The organism is Aeromonas sp. 130281, assembly GCF_056642115.1.
Window position 1 is genome coordinate 130,073 of record NZ_JBWVQS010000004.1, and the last position, 18,046, is coordinate 148,118.

Below are 18,046 nucleotides of genomic sequence, written 5' to 3' on the forward strand. Positions count from 1 at the left end.
GAGGGGGAAGAGATAGCCTCTTCAGGCCCCATGACGACAGGCGCTAAGGATGTGACATGACAGACCCGCAAGACACCAGAATCCCCGTAACCCTGCTGACCGGCTTCCTCGGCAGCGGCAAGACCACCTTGCTCAACCACTGGGTCAAGCAGCCGGAGCTCGGCGAGTGCGCCGTGCTCATCAACGAGTTCGGCTCTGTGGGGCTGGATCATCACCTGGTACAGCAGGTGGACGAGCAGGTGGTGCTGCTCGATTCCGGCTGCATCTGCTGCTCGGTGCAGGGCTCCCTGGTGGAGGCGCTGCAGGGACTCTTTATGAAGGCTATCCAGCGGAAAATTAAGCCTTTTAAACGACTCATCATCGAGACCACTGGCCTGGCTGACCCGGCTCCCGTGCTCTTTACCCTCAAGGAGGAGGGCTTTATCGCCCAGCGCTACCGTTTCGACGGCACAGTGACAGTGGTGGATGCCGGTCATATCGAGCAGCAGCTCGGCCAGCAATACGAGGCGGTCAAGCAGGTGGCCCTGGCGGATCTGCTGGTGGTGAGCAAGGGGGACCTGGTGGAGGAAGAGACGCTTATTCGGGTGGAGGCGCAGCTGGCCTCCCTCAACCCGGCGGCCCCCATCCAGCGGGTCAGCAACGGCGTGCTCTCACCCGCCGTGCTGGAGAAGCTCGGCGCCTACAACGAGGCGGCGGGGCGCGACGTGCGCCAGCTGCTGGCCTGGCTGCGCACCGAGTCCCCGAAACAGGGGCTGGCTTCCCCCATGCAACCCAGGATGCAGCCGTTTGCCGCCAAGGTGGGCACGACCACACCGACCCATTTCGAGCATGGCAATATAGAAAGCTTCTCCCTGCGCATCGGCGAGCCGCTCAAGCCGTCCCGCCTGCTGGCCGCCATCGATGCGGTGCAGGGGCAGTATGGCGACGCCCTGCTGCGGCTCAAGGGGATCTTGCAGCTGGAGGGCGAGAGCCAGCCCGTGGTGATCCACGGGGTGCACGGCCAGCTCTATCCGTTGCAGGCCCTGGGGGAGTGGCCGGAGGGCAAGGCCCAGTCCCGGCTGGTGTTCATCGTGAAGAGCCAGGACAAGGTGGGGATAGAGCGACTCTTCATGGAGACCCTCAGGGCCCCTGAGCCCAGTCTGGAAGAGCAGCTAAGAGCCATGCTCGGCCAGCCGGATGCCTGATATGCTGATATGACCCGCACCCGTGCGGGTCTTTTCTTATCTGTTGAGGAGACAAAGACTCATGCCTGACAGCACTCACCTGGTGACCCCCGCCCAACGCAAGTGGCTACCCTGGCTGACCGCGGTCGGCTTCTTCATGCAGACGCTGGATGGCACCATACTCAACACCGCCCTGCCCAGGATGGCCGAGGCCCTGGGGGAGAGCCCGCTGCAGATGCAGTCGGTGATCATCGCCTACATGCTGACGGTGGCCCTGCTCATTCCCGCTTCCGGCTGGCTGGCGGACCGATTCGGCACCCGCCGCGTCTACCTGGCCGCCATACTGCTGTTCACCCTGGGGTCCCTCGCCTGTGCGGCCGCCAATACCCTGCCCATGCTGGTCGCCGCCCGGGTGCTGCAAGGGGTGGGCGGCGCCTTGCTGATGCCCATAGGGCGCCTTGCGGTGCTGAGGGTCTACAGCAAGCACGAGCTGCTGCGGGTGATGTCCTTCGTCACCATCCCTGGTCTGCTGGGGCCCCTCATGGGCCCGGCGCTCGGGGGCTGGCTGGTGGAGGTGGCGAGCTGGCACTGGGTCTTCCTCATCAACCTGCCGGTGGGGGTGCTCGGCTTCATCGCGAGCTGGTACTTCATGCCCGATCTGCGCCAGCACACCGCCAGGTTCGACTGGCAGGGATTCGTGCTGTTCAGCGTCGGCATGGTGCTGGTGTCGGTGGGCTTGCAGGGGCTGGGGGAGCACAGCATCTCCACCGGCTGGGCCCTGTTTGCGCTGCTGTTCGGTCTGGCCGCCATGGCGAGCTACTGGCTCTATGCCGCCACAGTGGCGCAGCCGCTCTTCAGCCTGGCGCTGTTCAAGACCACCACCTTCGCCATCGGCATCTGGGGCAACCTGTTCGCCCGCCTCGGCAGCGGCGCCATGCCCTTCCTCACGCCGCTCTTCCTGCAACTGGGGCTGGGCTTCTCACCGAGCAAGGCGGGCATGACCATGATCCCCACGGTGATCGGCGCCATGCTGACCAAGACACTGGTGAACAAGCTGATCCCGCGCATCGGCTATCGCCGCATCCTGATCGGCAATACCCTGGCGCTGGGGGTGATGATCGCCAGCTTCTACTTCATCGACAACCAGGTGCCGCACTGGGTGCTGCTGGTCTGGCTGGCGGTCTTCGGTGCCATCAACTCGCTGCAGTTCTCCGCCATGAATACGCTCACGCTGCAGGATTTGAGTGCCGAGCACGCCAGCAGCGGCAACGGCCTGCTCTCTGTGGTGATGCAGCTCTCCATGAGCCTGGGGGTGGCCATCGCCGCCAGCCTGCTCGGGCTCTTCTCCGCCGGGCAGCCGGCACAGGCGAGCGAACGCTGGCTCGGCGGCTTCCACCTCACCTATCTGTGCATAGGTCTGATGTCCATGCTGGCGGCGCTCATCTTCGCCCAGCTGGCCAGAGATGATGTCAAGGAGAGGCGGCGCCAAGGTCCGCTCTGATGACCACAGGGATGGCACAGCAAAAAGAGAGGGCGGCCCTGGCCGCCCTCTCTCATTGGGGTCTCAGACCCTGAACTGATCGACAGCCCGGTGGAGCAGGCTCGCCTGTTCGGCCACGTTCCGGCTGGCGCGGCTGTTCTGCTCGGCCTGGGTCAGGGCGTCGTTGGCGATGTCGCGGATCACCACGGCATTGCGATTGATTTCACTCGCCACCGAGCTCTGCTCTTCGACCGCGGTCGCTATCTGGGTGCTCATGTCCATCATCTGGTCCATCTGACGGGTGATGTTGGCGAGCTGGGTGCTTGCCTCTCCGGCGGCCTCGACGCTGCGTTCCCCCTGGGTGCGGCACTCGCCGATCAGGGTGACCACGCTCTGGGTACGGGTCTGCAAGCCGGAGACGATGGCGGCAATCTCGCTGGTGCTCTGCTGGGTACGCATGGCCAGGTTGCGCACCTCATCGGCAACCACGGCGAAACCTCGTCCTTGCTCGCCGGCTCTGGCGGCCTCGATGGCTGCGTTGAGGGCCAGCAGGTTGGTCTGCTCGGCGATGGCCTGGATCACCGCCAGCACATTGCCCACCTGACGGCTCTCCTCGGCCAGGGCGATCACCTCCTGGCCCGAGGCTTCCAGCTTGGCGGAGAGGGAATGGATCACCGCCATCGTTGTCTCCACGCTCTCCCGACCCTGCTGGGCGCTCAAGTTGGTGGTGCGAGCACTTTCGGCGGCGCTCTCCGTGTTGCTGGCGATCTCCTGCACAGTGCTCTCCATCTCGGTGGCGGCGGTGGCAACCAGATCGCTCTCCTGCAACTGCTGCTGGGTGCCCTCCTGGGCGGCGTTGGCGTTGCGCTGCAATTGGGCTGTGAGGCGCTCCAGGTCCGTGACCGAGGAGACGACCTGGCCTATGACCAGGTTGAAGTGCTCCAGCATGGTGTCGAAGTCGCGGCCCATGGCGCCAAATTCGTCCCTGGAGCCGATGCGGGCGCGCAGGGTGAGATCGCTGCTGGCGGTGACCCGACGCATGGTGTCTGCCAGCCGTTGCAGGCCGGCCATGACGTCGCGGCCGATCAGCAGGTTGAGGCCGAGGGCGGCCAGTATGCCGAGGATGCAGAGCAGGACCATGACCCTGAGGGTGCGATCATGGGTGGCGTCGGCCTCCCGGGTCAGGGCCTGGGTCAGGGTCATGCCAGCCTGGCGCATCTGCTCGGCGCTGCGATTGAGCTCGCCCCTCAGCCCCTCGCTGGCACTCAGACCCAGGCGTTGCTCCTCTGTGACCAGGGCAAGGAAGTTCTGGCGGTAGCGCTCCAGCAGGGCAGCGAGGGCCGGTTCACCGGCGAGGGCCTGGGCCAGGGGGGCCAGGTTCTGTTCGAACTTGGCACGATAGCTGATGTCACGGCGCAGCATGAAGTCCTTCTCGTCCCGGCGCAGTTGCAGCATCAGCAGGCTCTCCTGCTGCTGGCCCCGGGCCTTGAGCTCCTGCTCCAGGGCATGGATGGCCTGACGCAGGGCGCCGTAATGGCCGCTGGTAGGGGTGAGCCCAATCTTCTCCTGCTGGGCGCGCAGGGTCTCGAACTGGCGGCTGTACTCCTTGAGCTGGCTGGCAAAGGCCAGGATGTCGGTCTGCTGTGTGCCCCCATGGTGTCTTGCCATCTCGGCGAGCAGCTGACTGGCCTGGTCACTCTGGGTAATGAAGGCGGTGGCGGCAGCGGGGTCCCGGCTCAACAGGAACTCCCTCTCCTGCAGGGTGAGGGCGACGAGGTCGGCCTCCACCTGCTTGGCCTGCAGCATTTCAGCGTTGCTGCGCGACTCCTGCCCCGAGAAGTAAAACATGACCCCCATGACGACGGCCTGGATCCCGGCCACCAGGATGGCGGATAACACAAGTTTCTGTTTGACGTTCACGACGACCTCAAGGGGCAAGGGAGATGGCTAGCGTATCGGCGCTGAAGATATATCCTGAAGGTCGCTTTAGCGTTTTATTCTGTCGGTTTCGCGATATGGATTCGATGGGTTCTGTCATCCCGCTGTCATATAGCGAAATAGTCTGGCGCCGCCCCCGAACCGGCGGTGAGGGGGCAGGCGCGATCAGGCCTGGATATCGGCCAGGACGCCGCTCGGCGTCCAGTGGAAGGGGATGGGATCGAGGCGCTGGGAGGCCTTGTCATAGCCTTGCCACAGCTCGCCCAGGGGGCGGCCATCGGTGGGATGGCGCAGGCCGGGGGCCAGCTCCGCCAGCGGCCAGAGCACGAAGGCGTTGGTGAGGATCTCGCCACGGGGCAGTACCAGGGGGGAGTCGCAGACCAGATCCCCATAGAGCAGCAGATCGAGATCCAGGGTGCGGGGGGCAAACTTCTTGGCATCGGGCTCGCGGCCGTGGGCGAACTCCATGGCCCGCAGCCGCTGGCACAGAACGACAAGGGGCAGATCGGTGTCTGCCCCCACCACCAGGTTGTAGAAGGGGCGGCCGTTGAAGCCCACCGCCTCGCTCTCGAACACCCTGGAAACCTGCAACTCGCCAAACTCGGCATGCAGGGCATCGAGGCCGGCCCGGATGTGGCGCTCCCGCTCGATATTGGAACCCAGGCTGATGTAGATACGGGTCATGCAGCGCTCCCTGTTATCTGGTTCGAGCCCAGGCTGATATAGATGCGGGTCATCAGCAGGCGCTCGCGGCCGGGGTACGGTGGCGCAGGATCTCGACCCCGACCCCGGCGGCATTGGGCACGGCACCCGGCTTGGTCAGGGTCACCTTGACCCACTGCACCCGCAGGTCGGCCAGCACCAGGGCGGCTACCTGCTCGGCCATGGTTTCGACCAGCTCGACGACCTTGCTCTGGGCGTGATCACAGATCTTGCGGGAGAGGGTGGCGTAATCCAGTGCCAGATTGATATCGTCGGTTGCGGCGGCGGGTCGGTTGTCGAATCCCATCTCGAGATCGAAACAGAGCTTCTGGCGAATGCCTTTCTCCCACTCATATACCCCTATGGTGGTCAAAACCTCGAGTCCGCGAATAAACACCTTGTCCATGACAGTACTTCTTCTTTACTCTTGATGGGCTGTGAAAACAGCGCAGGGATGCAGGCCTGGCAAGCCGATTGCCGCTGGCGGCCGGTTTGGGCGACAGGCTTTCGGGCAAGCCCAGACCAGAGAATGTGGCCCGCATCATACCCCATTCATATCGTGGTAAAAACGACCAAGATGACGGCCCTGACGATTTTGATGATTATTCTGGCCTATCTGGGCGGCTCGCTGTCCAGCGCCGTGCTGGTTTCCCGCCTCACGGGTCTGCCGGATCCCCGCGACCATGGCTCCCACAACCCGGGGGCGACCAATGTGCTGCGCCTCGGTGGCCGGATGGCCGCGCTGATCGTCCTGTTGCTCGACGTGCTCAAGGGCATGGCTCCCGTCTACCTCGCCTGGTATCTGCAGATCAAGCCCGTCTACCTGGGGTTCATCGGCGTCGCTGCCTGTCTGGGCCACATGTACCCCATCTTCTTCCACTTCCGGGGGGGCAAGGGCGTCGCCACTGCGCTCGGCACCATGCTGCCCATCGGCTTTGCCATGGGTGGCGCGGCGATCGCCACCTGGCTGCTGGTGCTGCTGGTGAGCGGCTACTCGTCGCTGGCCTCCATCATTACAGTGCTGCTGACCCCGCTCTTTACCTACCTGCTCAAGCCGGAATATACCCTGCCGGTTTCCCTGCTCTCCTGTCTCATCCTGGTGCGCCATCACGAGAACATCACCCGCCTGCTCAGGGGCGAGGAATCCCGACTCTGGGGCCGCCGAGGCACGGCTTCCCCCACAGAAGTGATAAAAACGAGTGATGCTGCGCAAAAAAGAGACGAACGAGACGAAAAGTGAAATTTCCCGTTGACCACCCGCCTTAAAATCCGTTTAATAGCGCCCACGCCCAGATAGCTCAGTCGGTAGAGCAGGGGATTGAAAATCCCCGTGTCGGCGGTTCGATTCCGTCTCTGGGCACCATATTTGGTGCCATGAAAGAAAAATTTGTTCATGCACAATAGTTTAAGTGTGCCGGCTTAGCTCAGTAGGTAGAGCAACTGACTTGTAATCAGTAGGTCACCAGTTCGATTCCGGTAGCCGGCACCATTTGCCCAGATAGCTCAGTCGGTAGAGCAGGGGATTGAAAATCCCCGTGTCGGCGGTTCGATTCCGTCTCTGGGCACCAAATAAAGGATGATGAGATAGCGATATCTGGTCTCCGAAGTACAATTCCTCCTTAGTTCAGTCGGTAGAACGGCGGACTGTTAATCCGTATGTCACTGGTTCAAGTCCAGTAGGAGGAGCCATTTCAAAAAGACCCCTGTCGCAAGACAGGGGTCTTTTATTATGCGCTCGATAATCCCATGGCTCCTCATGCAGCCGCCGGCACCCGCATTTCAGGGCATGGAAGACTCGCTATTGAGTGAAAACGTTTTTCTGTTGAAAGCACGAAAAATGCATGAAAAACAAGCAGTAAAATGGATGGTAAATAGTCTGCGCTTAAGGTCCTGTACATGATTTCGCCTATAAAATGGAGACCACATATAACAAGGGCCGAACGCCCGCCATTTCGTATTGATGAGGCTATACATGAACTTAAGACTGACCCCTGTCTGGATTGCACTGGCATTGGCCACCACAGCCGCTCACGCTACCGACGACATCTACTTTGGTGCCGGTGTTGGTGCCGCTCACTTCAACGGCCTGAACAACGCAGCCGTCGAAACCGGCACTGAAGATGCCGCCGCGACCAACCTCTTCATGGGTTACAACTTCAACGAGACGTTCGGTGCCGAACTCGGTTACCAGTACGCTGGTCGTGGTAGTGCCGATGGTGAGCGTTACGAGAACCAGGGCGCCACCCTGTCCGGTATCGCCCGTCTGCCCCTTGGTGAAGATTTCTCCCTGTTCGGTGAAGCGGGTGCCTACTGGGCCCATACCGACGGTCTGGACAACAGCGACACCCGTGTCTCTCCGCTGGCCGGTGTCGGTCTGACCTACAAGCTGAACGATGCCCTGGATCTGCAGGCGCGCTACCGCTACATGTGGGACGTGGCCGATCTGACCACCTCCACCGGTGAGCAGTACAAGTCCAACCAGAGCGTGGCGACGCTGGAAGCCGTATATCACCCGTTCCGCACCTCCTACGTTGAGCCTGTTGCTGCTCCGGTTGTGGCAGAGGCGGCTCCTGTGATGGTCGAGAAGAACTTTTCCCTGAACTCAGACGTGCTGTTTGCCTTTGGCAAGGCAGATCTGAAGCCGGAAGGGGTGGAAGCCCTGAGCGGTCTGTACAAGCAGATCGTTGAATTCCAGCCGAAGGATGGCAGCGCCATCGTCGTGGGTTACACCGACCGCATCGGTTCCGATGCCCAGAACCAGCAGCTCTCCGAAGCCCGTGCCCGCACCGTGGCCGACTTCCTGGTGAGCCAGGGCCTGGCCACCAGCAAGATCGCCATCGAAGGCCGCGGTGAAGCCGACCCTGTCACCGGCACCCAGTGTGACGGCGTCAAGGGCAAGAACGAGCTGATCTCCTGCCTGGCACCGGATCGTCGCGTCGAAGTCCGCGTCTCCGGCGTGCAGGAAGTGCAGCAATAAGCTGACGTCAGCTCAGCTGATGTGAAGAGGGGATGCCATGGCATCCCCTCTTGCTTGTCCGGGCTCCCGCCTTTAGTACGGACGAAACCGCCTGGCATGACTACCCTGGTGCCTTATCCCTCTTCAGCTTCGCGACAATCTGTCGTACCCCGCCTCTTATACCTTTCCTGTCAGTGAGTTACAGCCATCCTCTCGGCTAGTATGATGGCGTGACCGGCCTGTGCCCCCGCTTTCTGCGAACGGGCATCTCTCTTTGGGCGTGCAGGCACCTGATCCCCTCCCTTGGCAACCCTGGGCGGGACAAAACCATGATCGAGGTAATCTATGAATGCGACCGAGCTGTGGCAGCTTTCTCCCGAACAATTCAACGAGTGGCGGCGGGAGAATGACTATCCATTGATCTGGGAGTTGCTGGTGGCCTCGCTGCCCCATTTCGGCGACTGGATGACAGAGCAGCAAATAGAGAAAAGCGTCATCTTCCAGATCGGCATCGCCCGCTTTATCAGCTCGCGATCCGTGCTCAGCCTCTGCGTCTACATGAGCGACGACAAGATAAGGCTCTATGAGAGCGCCTCTAGCGCGCTGGAGTCCCTGCGCAAGAGCGGCCTTGTCCGCTCCGAGACGCGCTTCGAGCCCTATGCCATGTGGCTGGCCGCCAGGCATGGCAAAGCCGAGGTGAAGCGGGCGCAGAGCCTGCTCTCCGTCTCCGAGAACAACAAGGGGGAGGCCCAGGTGCTGGGCAAGCATCGCCTGCTCAACATCGGCGGCGTCGAGCTCAAGAGCCCCATCATCTCCGGCCGGCTGCTGGACTTTACCTGCCTGGACGAGCTTTCGCTGGACGGCGCCGTCAACAACTCCAAGGTCTATCTGTGGCACTGCTCGGCCAAGGGAGTACGCGTGAACGGCGGGGTGATCGGCCTCGATCTGTTCGATTCCCTGCTGTGGGATCACAGGGCCTGGGCCAAGAAACGGGAGCTGGCGCTGGAGGATGGCGTGTTTCAGGACTTCACCATAGAGTGCGAGGAGATCCGCTTTCACGCCTCCCGGGCCGTGCTGAAAAACTTCAACGTCAGTGCCAAGAACTTCGATGCCACCATGGAGCACACCAATCTGGACAAGGTGCAGGTGGTCTACAACGAGAATGGCCGGATCGATCACAACGAGGCCAGCAAGCTGTACCGCAATGCCAAACGCATCTTCTCCAGCGTGGGAGACACCGTCGATGCCGGCGAGTGCTATTACAAGGAGAAGCTGCACGAGATGAAATCCCTGGCAAGTCCGAGGGAGCTGTTCAGGGAGCGCTGGCTGCGCAGCGGCCTGATGACGAAGGGGTGGCTCTCCCTGCTGTGCTATCTCAAGTGTGCCAGCAAGTTTGTCAGCTTCATCACCTGGGGATTTGGCGAGCGGCCGATAAGAAGCCTGCTGATGTCGATGGGGGTCATACTGCTGGCGACCCTGACCTACTTCCTGGCGCCGGAGTCCGTGACCCATGGTCACCTGGGGCGCTCCCTCTACTTCAGCATAGTGACCTTCGTGACACTGGGTTACGGCGATATCTCCCAGACCTCCTCTCCCCTCCAGTTGTTGTCGGCCATAGAGGCGTTCTGCGGCATGTTTCTGACCGGCCTCTTCCTTGCCGGCTTTGCTTCAAAGACCAAGCAGTACTGACGATAGCGCTGGCGGCAGTGACACCACTTGTCCTGCCGCCAGGGACTGACCAGCCGCCAGGATCCGCCAGCACGGCGGGGATGGCGTTCTTCCTTGACGCACCGGCAGTGGAGCGACTTTATTTAGAGTCATGGGTCGCGCTTGCGATGGATGGTGCGCCTAGTGTTGCACGAGAAAAAAACAGGGGAGCGAGAGCGGTATCGATCAGTCCACAATCGAAGCAGAGAAGGAATAACGCTATGATATTGAATCACTTATGGGGATTGTATGCACATCCTCACACCGAATGGCATACCATAGACGAGAGGCATGACAGTTTCCGAAACAGTCTGACTCATATCCTGATCGTGGCCCTTATCCCGCCCATCTGTGCCTATTATTCCGCCGTGCACATAGGTTGGAGCATTGGCGTCGGTGAGCCCATCACCCTGACCGCGAACAGCGCCCTCATGCTGTCGATAGCCATGTACGTGACGCTTATCATAGGCGTCCTCGCGCTCTCCTATCTGGTGCACTGGATGGGCCATACCTTCGGTTCGGATCCCAGCTACACGACGTCGCTAGAGCTCGCGGCCTACACCTCCACACCGCTGTTCATGGTCGGTTTCTCCGCCTTCTTTCCGCACCTCTGGTTCATGATGATCATAGGCCTCATCGGGCTCAGCTACTCGGTGTACCTGCTCTATGTGGGGGTGCCTATCCTGATGCACATTCCCAAGGAGCAGGGGTTCATCTATGCCAGCTCGGTGGTCACCGTCGGCCTGGTGCTGCTGGTCTGCGTGCTGGCGGCCACGGCCATTCTGTGGGGATCCGGTTTTGGACCCGTGTTTACCCATTAGCCGCTGACGAACCGGCAGAAACGACAAGGGCGCCTCTATGGCGCCTTTGTCATGGGGCTCACTCACCCTTTCTGTCCGGGTCCGGGCAACCGGATGGAGTGAAAGCGTCGGTTGCGAGGATCAGCGCGGGTTGCCGCTGCCGATGCCAAAGGGGATGCGGTAGTCGCTGCTCTGATCCCCCAGACTCACGGTCAGGTTGCCCTGGGCGCGGCTCGGGAGTTGCACCTGCTGGGTGCCCATCAGGTTGGCGTGGACGGAGGCCACCAGGTCGCCGGATTCGTCGCGCACCTCCAGCATGGGGTTGCTCTTGCCAGCCATGGCAGCGCTGGCATGCCAGTTCACGAACAGCACACCCGGGGTGGCATTGAAGTCGGCGGGAACGGCAGCCTGGGCAACACCGGCACTCATCAGGCCTGCGACGGCCAGCATCTTGGTTACGTTTTTCATCTTCATTCACTCTCTTGGTTTTTATGTCATTGGCAAGGCCGGAGAGGCCCGCATCAATGCATCCTTGCAAGAGGTTATTCAAATACTATGTAGTTCTTTTACTGACATCAGACACCCTGTTTCTGGTATCACAGCCTTGAACAACTGGTTATTTGGCCGCTTGGCGATCCTGCCTAAGCGATGAATGAATGGTAAACAGGTCATCGCTCGGTTGTTAGCGAGATTAACTGGTCTAGATATTCAAAAAACATGAACAAGATATGAGGGATCTGCCACTCAGGTCTACCCGCGTCCAAGCCGCTCCCGCCAGCGGCCTGCAGGACCGTTGCCGCAATGAGGCCAGCCATCGTCTCTGTTGGGGGGATCAGGCCGGGTCGGCGCGTCGTCGTCCCCCATGCCAGGTGGTGCCCATCGACGCGGCTATGATGGCGGCTATCCCCAGCCACTGGGACGGGGGCAGTTGCTCCCCCAGCAACAGCAACCCCATCAGGGCGCCCATGGCGGGTTCGCCGCTGGTCAGGATGCCGTAGCTCTTGAGCGGCAACCGGCGCAGGGCAAACATCTCGAGGGAGTAGGGGATGGCGCTCGAGAGCAGCCCCACCCCGACGATGGTCAGGATCACGGGGAGGGTGAAGCTGGCCTCGCTTGCCCCGCCGAGGCCGAAGGGCAGCACCAGCAGGGTGCCCACCCACATGCCAAGGGCCGGCGCCTGGGCCCCCAGCAAGGCACCTGCCCGCTTGCCGGTCAGCATATAGAGCCCCCAGAACACGCCGGCCCCGAGAGCAAGGGCGACCCCCAGGGGGTCTATGGCCTGCTCGGCCTCCCGCAGGGGCAAGAGCAGCAGCAGCCCGGCGATGGCCAGCGCCAGCCAGATGAAGTCTGCCCGGTGGCGGGAGTTGAGCAGCGCCACCGTCAACGGGCCAATAAACTCGATGGCCAGCGCCACGCCGAGGGGAATGCGCTCGATGGCCAGATAGAAGAGCAGGTTCATGGCCCCAAGGGAGAGTCCGTAGGGGATGGCCCCCAGCAGGGTGCGCCTGTCGAGGGGGGCACGCCAGATGCGAAACACCAGGGAGAGGAGGAGGGCGGCGCACCCCAGCCGGAACAGGGTCGTGCCAGCGGCTCCCAACAGGGGAAAAAGAGATTTGGCCAGTGAGGCCCCCAGGGTGATCGACAACATGGCGAGCAGGACGGCCAGCAGGGAGGAGAGGGTGAGGCTGTTTGGCTGCATCTTGTTCAAACCTGAGTTGGGTAGAAGCAATAAAATATATCTAGAGGCCGCCGTAATTTCGGTCTAATACTGGCCTTACACGATAATTTTTATCTCTTGAGCCCCATGACCGACAAATTTGATCTGCTCATCCTCGCCGAGCTGCAGCAGGATGCCCGTCTGCCCATTCCCGAGCTGGCCCACAGGGTCGGCCTCTCGGCGCCCGCCTGTTACCGCCGCGTCCGGGCGCTGCGGGAGGCGGGCCTCATCGAGCGGGAGGTGGCGCTGGTGGCGCCGACCACCATGGGCTGGCCCATCACCATGCTGGTGCTGGTGACCCTGGAGCGGGATCACGGCCGCATCGTCGATGAGATGATCGCCAGCCTGCAGCGGGAACCCGAGGTGATGGATCTCTGGTATGTGACGGGTGAGCAGGACTTCGTGCTGCAGGTCGCCGCGCGGGACATGCAAAGTTACGAGCAGTTCACCCGGCGGGTGCTCCATGCCAGGGAGCAGGTGCGCAGCTTCAAGACCCTGGTGGTCATGGGGCAGCACAAGCGTTGCGGCGCCTTGCTGCCCGGGTGAGAAGGGGGGGGGGCCGTTGCCTTGACGGAATCAAAGGATCGCGAAGGGGGCGTCAGGAAAACGAAAAGGGGCAGGTACTACCTGCCCCTCTGTGTCAGCCGGGCTCCCCGGCCGCCAGCTCCTCTGCCGTCATGGGGCGCAACACCCGACAGGGGTTGCCCACCGCGACCACCCCTGCCGGAATGTCTCTGGTGACCACGGACCCCGCCCCGATGACGCTGTTGTCCCCTATGGTGACGCCTGGGCAGATGACGGTGCTGCCCCCAATCCAGACGTTGTTGCCGATGCGTACCGGCTTGCCGAACTCGACCCCGGCCACCCGAGGCGCCACCGCCACCGGATGGGCTGCGGTGTAGATCTGCACCCCGGGCGCCAGCAGCACATTGTCACCGATGTGTACCTCGCACACGTCGAGGATGGTGCAGCCCATGTTGGCGTAGAAGTTCTCGCCGACGAAGATGTTGGCGCCATAGTCGCAGAAGAAGGGGGGCGTGATGGCGCACTGGGCACCGCGCCCGCCGAGCAGCTCATGGAGCAGGGCATCCCGCTCCGGCTTCTCCTGCCAGCGGGTGTTGAAGCCGTGATAGAGCCTGCGGCAGCGCTCGCGGGCCGCTTTCAGCTCGGGGTGGCCCGCATCATAGGGTTCCCCCGCCACCATTTTCTGCCATTCGGGGCAACGCTCGGCTGCCCGCTGCGCTGTGATTGTCTCGGCCATCATTGCTCCATCAACCAGATCAGGGATTCATAAGGACGCAGCTCGCAGGATTGCGGGCGGGCCGGGCTGCCTTGGTAGTTGCCAAGCAGCAGGTGGCCTTCGCCGGTTTGCAGCTCGGCAGGCAAGGCAAATTCCACCGGCTCGCCGTAGAAGTTGCTCACCACCAGCAGGGTCTGGCCGTTGGCGCGGCGGGCATAAGCCCAGATCCGGGCGTGCCCCGCCAGCAGCTCCTGATAATCCCCCTGGGTGAAGATGGGATATGCCTTGCGAAGGGCGATGAGATCCCGGTAGTGCCAGAACACCGAGTGCTGGTCGGCCAGCGCCGCCTCGGCGTTGATCTCGGAGTAGTTGGCGGCAGGCTTGAGCCAGGGCGAACCCTGGGTGAAGCCCGCGTTGGGGGCGGCGCTCCACTGCATCGGGGTTCGGGAGTTGTCACGGGACTTGGCCCCCAGAATGGCGAGGATCTCGGCCTCGTTCATCCCCTCCGCCTGCTTGATGGCGAAGATGTTGCGGCTCTCCACATCCTGATAGTCGTCGATGCGCTGATAGCCGGGGTTGGTCATGCCGATCTCCTCCCCCTGATAGATGTAGGGGGTCCCTTGCAGGCCGTGCAAGGTGCTGGCCAGCATCTTGGCGGCGACCACCCGATGTTCGCCCTCGTCGCCGAAGCGGGAGACGATGCGCGGCTGATCGTGGTTGCACCAGAACAGCGCCGACCACCCCTTGCCATGCATGCCGCTCTGCCAGTGGTTGAAGATGCGCTTGAGCTCGAGGAAATCGAACGGCGCCTTGGTCCATTTGTCGCCGTTGGGGTAATCCACCTTGAGGTGGTGGAAGTTGAACACCATGGAGAGCTCGGAGCCATCGAGGGCGCCGTAGCGCTGGCAGTGCTCCAGCGAGGTAGAGGACATCTCCCCCACCGTCATGGCCCCCACGGGGGCGAAGACGTCTCGGCTTATGTCCTGCAGGAATTCGTGGATGCGCGGCCCGTCGGTGTAGAAGCGGCGGCCATCGCCCACTTCGTCGTTCGGGAACGCCTGATCCTTGGAGATGAGGTTGATGACGTCGAGACGAAAACCGTCCACCCCCTTCTTCGCCCAGAAGTGGATGATCTTTTTCACCTCGGCGCGCACTGCCGGGTTTTCCCAGTTCAGATCCGCCTGCTCGCGGGCAAACAGGTGCAGGTAGTACTGGCCGGTGGCCGGGTCCAGCTCCCAGGCGCTGCCGCCAAACTTGGATTGCCAGTTGTTGGGCGCACCGCCTTCTACCGGGTCTTTCCAGATGTAGTAGTCGCGATAAGGGCTCTGCTTGTCACCCAGCGCCGACTTGAACCAGGCGTGCTCGGTGGAGGTGTGGTTGACGACGATGTCCATCACGATGCGGATGTTGCGCTCGTGGGCGGCAGCCAGCAGCGACTCGAAGTCGGCCATGGTGCCGTAGGCAGGATCGACGGCCAGGTAGTCGGCGATGTCGTAGCCGTTGTCCACCTGGGGGGAGACGTAGACAGGGGTCAGCCAGAGGGCATCGACGCCGAGAGTCTTGAGATAGTCGAGGCGGGCCATGATCCCCTTGAGATCACCGGTGCCACGGGCGCCGGAGTCCTGAAAGCTCTTGGGGTAGATCTGGTAAATCACGGCACTTTGCCACCAGGGTGTCTGAGTCATGGTTGGTTCGCTCATTGGTTGAAACTGGTTGGAACAGGGCAACGAAAAAGGGCGGAGCCTGGGCTCCGCCGATGTTGTGTGGATCAGGCCGTAGCCAGATCCAGCTTGCCGGCCGCCTGCTGGCGCTTGTAGACCAGCAGGGTCAGCACCACGGGCACCACTATAGCCACCAGCATGGCGACGGCGTAGATGCCCCAGTATTGCGGCTGGATGGAGAGGATGCCTGGCAGGCCACCCACACCGATGCCGTTGGCCATCACGCCGCTGAAGCCGCAGATGAGGGCCGCGAGGCTGGAGCCCACCATGGCGCACAGCATGGGGAACTTGTACTTGAGGTTGATGCCGTACATGGCCGGCTCGGTCACCCCGAGGTAGGCGGAGATGGCGGCAGGGACCGAGATTTCCCGCTCGTTTTCCTTGCGGCTGATAAGGATGATACCGACGACCGCCGAGGCCTGGGCGATGTTGGAGAGGGCGATCAGCGGCCAGATGGGGGTGCCCCCCATGCTCTGCATCAGCTGCAGGTCCACCGCGTTGGTGGTGTGGTGGATGCCGGTGATGACCAGGGGGGCATAGAGGAAGCCGAACAGGGCGGCGCCTATGGGGGCAAACGAACCCGTCATGGCCGCCTTGGCGGCAAAGCCGACGCCTTCGCCAATCCAGCGACCGAAGGGGCCGATGAAGGCGTGGGCCACTATCACCGCCAGCAGCAGGGAGATGAAGGGCACTATCACCAGGTAGAGATAGGCAGGAATGATGCGCTTGAGGCTGGTTTCCACCCAGGCGAGGAAGACACCCGCCAGCAGGGCCGGAATGACCTGGGCCTGATAGCCCACCTTCTGGATGACGAAGAGGCCGAAGTCCCACACTTCCGGGGTCTGCTGACCGATGCCGTAGGCGTTCATCAGTTGCGGCGAGACCAGGGTGATGCCCAGCACTATGCCGAGGATCTCGGATCCCCCCATCTTCTTCACCGCAGACCAGCAGACGCCCACCGGCAGGAAGTGGAAGATGGCCTCACCCAGCAGCCAGAGGAAGGCGTGGACCTGGGCCCAGAACTGGCTGATCTCGGTGAGGGTATGGGTCCCGTCGTCGAACATCTTGATGTCGCCGATGACGTTGCGAAAGCCCAGGATCAGGCCGCCGGTGATGATGGCGGGCAGCAGGGGCACGAAGATCTCCGCCAGGTGGGAGATGCCGCGCTCCAGCGGATTCATGTTGTGGCGGGCCGCCTGTTTGGCGGCATCCTTGCTGGCGCCGCTCACCCCGATCTCCTGGGTGAGCGCCTTGTACCACTGATCCACCTCGTTGCCGATCACCACCTGGAACTGGCCGCCCTGGGTGAAGCTCCCCTTCACCGAGGGGATGGTCTCGATGGCCTTGGGGTCGGCCTTGGCCGGATCGGCCAGCACGAACCTGAGCCGGGTCAGGCAGTGGCTGACTGTGGTGATGTTGTCCTTGCCGCCGATCCGTTCGATCAGCTGTGCCAGATGCTGTGTGTTGACTTTTGACATGAGCCTTCCCTCTGTGACTCCATGAATAATGGTCGTTTCTTTGCCGGCTGGCCAATGACCGCCCGCTTATTGGTATCGTTCCCAATCAGCATGAAGCCAGTGGCAGACATCAGCAATGGGAACGTTCCCAATTCGTGGCGGTGGTCACAAAAAGTGCAAAACGCCGGTAATGAGAGGAAAAGATAGACTACAAGGGCTGACAGGGGGCTATGGTGGCTCTGGGGGCCTGCCCCTCTTCAATCTGATCGAGCAGCTGTCTGGCGGCCAGAATGCCGGCATCCTTGTAGCCGAAATCCAGGCTGAGGGTGTTGGCAAACAGGAAGGTGAGCATGGGATTGCTGCCAAGGCCGCTCACCAGGATGTCGGTGCGCCCCTGCTCCTGCAGGTACTTGGCGGCGCCTATGGCCAGGGTGTCGCTGGCGCAGACCATGGCCTGGGTGCCGGGGGTGACCAGCTCGGCCGCCAGCCGGTAGCCGCTTTGCAGGCCGAGATCCCCGAGGGCGCTGCGGGGCGTGAGCCCGCGCTCCCGGCAGTAGTCGAGGTAGGCCTGATGGCGGCGCAGCCCCGTGGTGAGGTCGCTGCGTTCGACCCCCAGATAGGCGACCTCTGTCAGGCCGCGCTCCCCGAGGTGGGCGAGCACGGCGCGCACCGCGCCGTCATCGTCGAAGCAGACCGACGAGAAGCCGGGACGCTCGCGGGCCATCAACACCAGCTTCTCCCTGAGCGGCGCCATGGCGGCGTAGTCCAGATCGTTGAAGGCAAACAGGATGATGCCGTCCACCCCGCGCCGCTCCAGCACGGCCAGGTGCTCGCTCACCTTGGCGGGGGAGAACTTGCTCTCCATCAGCACGGCGTCGTAGCCACGCTGGTAGAGGGTCTCCAGCATGCCGCGCACCGCCTGGTTCTCCGAGCTGGAGTCGAGGCGCGACACCACTATGCCGACCACCTGCTGGCTCTGGTTGCGCATGGCCCGCGCCGACTTGCTCGGCACGAAGCCGTGCTCGGCGATCACCGCCTCGACCCTGGCCCTGGTCTGGGCGTTGACCCTGGGATCCTGATTGAGCACCCGGGAGACGGTCGACTTGCCGACCCCGCTGAGGCGAGCGATATCGAGGATGGTCAGTTTCTTTTCCATGTGGGATCC

Annotated in this window: 16 protein-coding genes and 4 tRNA genes; 11 read left to right on the plus strand and 9 right to left on the minus strand. The window is 62.4% G+C overall.

The window, feature by feature from the left end; all coding sequences use genetic code 11:
* The first annotated feature begins 56 nt into the window (after positions 1 to 56).
* Both AC1IN8_RS12540 and mdtD read left to right on the plus strand, forming a co-directional pair.
* Positions 57 to 1,184, plus strand: coding sequence for a CobW family GTP-binding protein (locus AC1IN8_RS12540; RefSeq protein ID WP_319913980.1), 1,128 nt, complete (start codon positions 57 to 59; stop codon positions 1,182 to 1,184).
* A gap of 61 nt (positions 1,185 to 1,245) precedes the next feature.
* Positions 1,246 to 2,664, plus strand: a complete 1,419-nt coding sequence (gene mdtD, locus AC1IN8_RS12545) for a multidrug transporter subunit MdtD (RefSeq protein ID WP_479758963.1) — start codon at positions 1,246 to 1,248, stop codon at positions 2,662 to 2,664.
* 63 nt (positions 2,665 to 2,727) lie between these two features.
* Here mdtD and AC1IN8_RS12550 read toward each other — a convergent pair whose 3' ends face one another.
* The 3 genes from AC1IN8_RS12550 to folB form a co-directional block, all read right to left on the minus strand.
* Positions 2,728 to 4,563: a methyl-accepting chemotaxis protein gene (locus tag AC1IN8_RS12550; protein WP_479758964.1), complete on the minus strand. Its 1,836-nt coding sequence runs from the start codon at positions 4,561 to 4,563 to the stop codon at positions 2,728 to 2,730.
* Between the two features lie 183 nt (positions 4,564 to 4,746).
* Positions 4,747 to 5,265: a 2-amino-4-hydroxy-6-hydroxymethyldihydropteridine diphosphokinase gene (gene folK, locus AC1IN8_RS12555; RefSeq protein ID WP_479758965.1), complete on the minus strand. Its 519-nt coding sequence runs from the start codon at positions 5,263 to 5,265 to the stop codon at positions 4,747 to 4,749.
* A 52-nt stretch (positions 5,266 to 5,317) separates the two neighbouring features.
* Positions 5,318 to 5,689 (minus strand): dihydroneopterin aldolase, encoded by a 372-nt coding sequence (gene folB / locus AC1IN8_RS12560; protein ID WP_479758966.1) that lies wholly within the window; start codon positions 5,687 to 5,689, stop codon positions 5,318 to 5,320.
* A 171-nt stretch (positions 5,690 to 5,860) separates the two neighbouring features.
* Between folB and plsY the strand changes: the two genes are divergently transcribed.
* From plsY to AC1IN8_RS12600, 8 genes are all read left to right on the plus strand, one after another.
* Positions 5,861 to 6,523: a glycerol-3-phosphate 1-O-acyltransferase PlsY gene (gene plsY, locus AC1IN8_RS12565; RefSeq protein WP_139439591.1), complete on the plus strand. Its 663-nt coding sequence runs from the start codon at positions 5,861 to 5,863 to the stop codon at positions 6,521 to 6,523.
* Positions 6,524 to 6,570: 47 nt separating this feature from the next.
* A tRNA-Phe gene (locus AC1IN8_RS12570) sits at positions 6,571 to 6,646 on the plus strand.
* Positions 6,647 to 6,696: 50 nt separating this feature from the next.
* Positions 6,697 to 6,772 (plus strand) — tRNA-Thr (locus AC1IN8_RS12575).
* A gap of 3 nt (positions 6,773 to 6,775) precedes the next feature.
* Positions 6,776 to 6,851 (plus strand) — tRNA-Phe (locus AC1IN8_RS12580).
* Between the two features lie 45 nt (positions 6,852 to 6,896).
* Positions 6,897 to 6,972 (plus strand) — tRNA-Asn (locus AC1IN8_RS12585).
* A 283-nt stretch (positions 6,973 to 7,255) separates the two neighbouring features.
* Positions 7,256 to 8,260 carry an OmpA family protein gene (locus AC1IN8_RS12590; RefSeq protein WP_139433880.1) on the plus strand — a complete coding sequence of 335 codons (1,005 nt, stop codon included), beginning with the start codon at positions 7,256 to 7,258 and terminating at the stop codon, positions 8,258 to 8,260.
* A 324-nt stretch (positions 8,261 to 8,584) separates the two neighbouring features.
* Positions 8,585 to 9,928, plus strand: coding sequence for a potassium channel family protein (locus AC1IN8_RS12595; RefSeq protein WP_479758967.1), 1,344 nt, complete (start codon positions 8,585 to 8,587; stop codon positions 9,926 to 9,928).
* Between the two features lie 239 nt (positions 9,929 to 10,167).
* Positions 10,168 to 10,767, plus strand: coding sequence for a Yip1 family protein (locus AC1IN8_RS12600; RefSeq protein ID WP_106885681.1), 600 nt, complete (start codon positions 10,168 to 10,170; stop codon positions 10,765 to 10,767).
* 120 nt (positions 10,768 to 10,887) lie between these two features.
* On the opposite strand, the gene AC1IN8_RS12605 is transcribed toward AC1IN8_RS12600, so the two are convergent.
* Both AC1IN8_RS12605 and AC1IN8_RS12610 read right to left on the minus strand, forming a co-directional pair.
* Positions 10,888 to 11,220, minus strand: a complete 333-nt coding sequence (locus AC1IN8_RS12605) for a hypothetical protein (RefSeq protein WP_479758968.1) — start codon at positions 11,218 to 11,220, stop codon at positions 10,888 to 10,890.
* Positions 11,221 to 11,578: 358 nt separating this feature from the next.
* On the minus strand, positions 11,579 to 12,445 hold the full coding sequence (locus AC1IN8_RS12610; protein ID WP_479758969.1) for an EamA family transporter: 867 nt from the start codon (positions 12,443 to 12,445) through the stop codon (positions 11,579 to 11,581).
* A gap of 105 nt (positions 12,446 to 12,550) precedes the next feature.
* On the opposite strand from AC1IN8_RS12610, the gene AC1IN8_RS12615 reads away from it, so the two are divergent.
* A complete protein-coding gene (locus AC1IN8_RS12615; RefSeq protein WP_479758970.1) occupies positions 12,551 to 13,009 on the plus strand; it encodes an Lrp/AsnC family transcriptional regulator in 459 nt (152 codons plus the stop codon).
* A 94-nt stretch (positions 13,010 to 13,103) separates the two neighbouring features.
* Here the strand turns inward: AC1IN8_RS12615 and AC1IN8_RS12620 are convergent, their stop codons facing one another.
* The 4 genes from AC1IN8_RS12620 to treR form a co-directional block, all read right to left on the minus strand.
* Positions 13,104 to 13,724, minus strand: a complete 621-nt coding sequence (locus AC1IN8_RS12620; protein WP_265436496.1) for a sugar O-acetyltransferase — start codon at positions 13,722 to 13,724, stop codon at positions 13,104 to 13,106.
* Complete coding sequence (treC, locus tag AC1IN8_RS12625) at positions 13,724 to 15,388, minus strand: alpha,alpha-phosphotrehalase (protein ID WP_479758971.1); 1,665 nt, start codon at positions 15,386 to 15,388, stop codon at positions 13,724 to 13,726. The genes AC1IN8_RS12620 and treC overlap by 1 nt, the downstream gene beginning before the upstream one ends.
* A gap of 83 nt (positions 15,389 to 15,471) precedes the next feature.
* Positions 15,472 to 16,902, minus strand: coding sequence for a PTS trehalose transporter subunit IIBC (gene treB / locus AC1IN8_RS12630; protein ID WP_319917288.1), 1,431 nt, complete (start codon positions 16,900 to 16,902; stop codon positions 15,472 to 15,474).
* 187 nt (positions 16,903 to 17,089) lie between these two features.
* Positions 17,090 to 18,037, minus strand: a complete 948-nt coding sequence (gene treR, locus AC1IN8_RS12635) for a trehalose operon repressor TreR (RefSeq protein ID WP_139433888.1) — start codon at positions 18,035 to 18,037, stop codon at positions 17,090 to 17,092.
* Positions 18,038 to 18,046 lie beyond the last annotated feature (9 nt).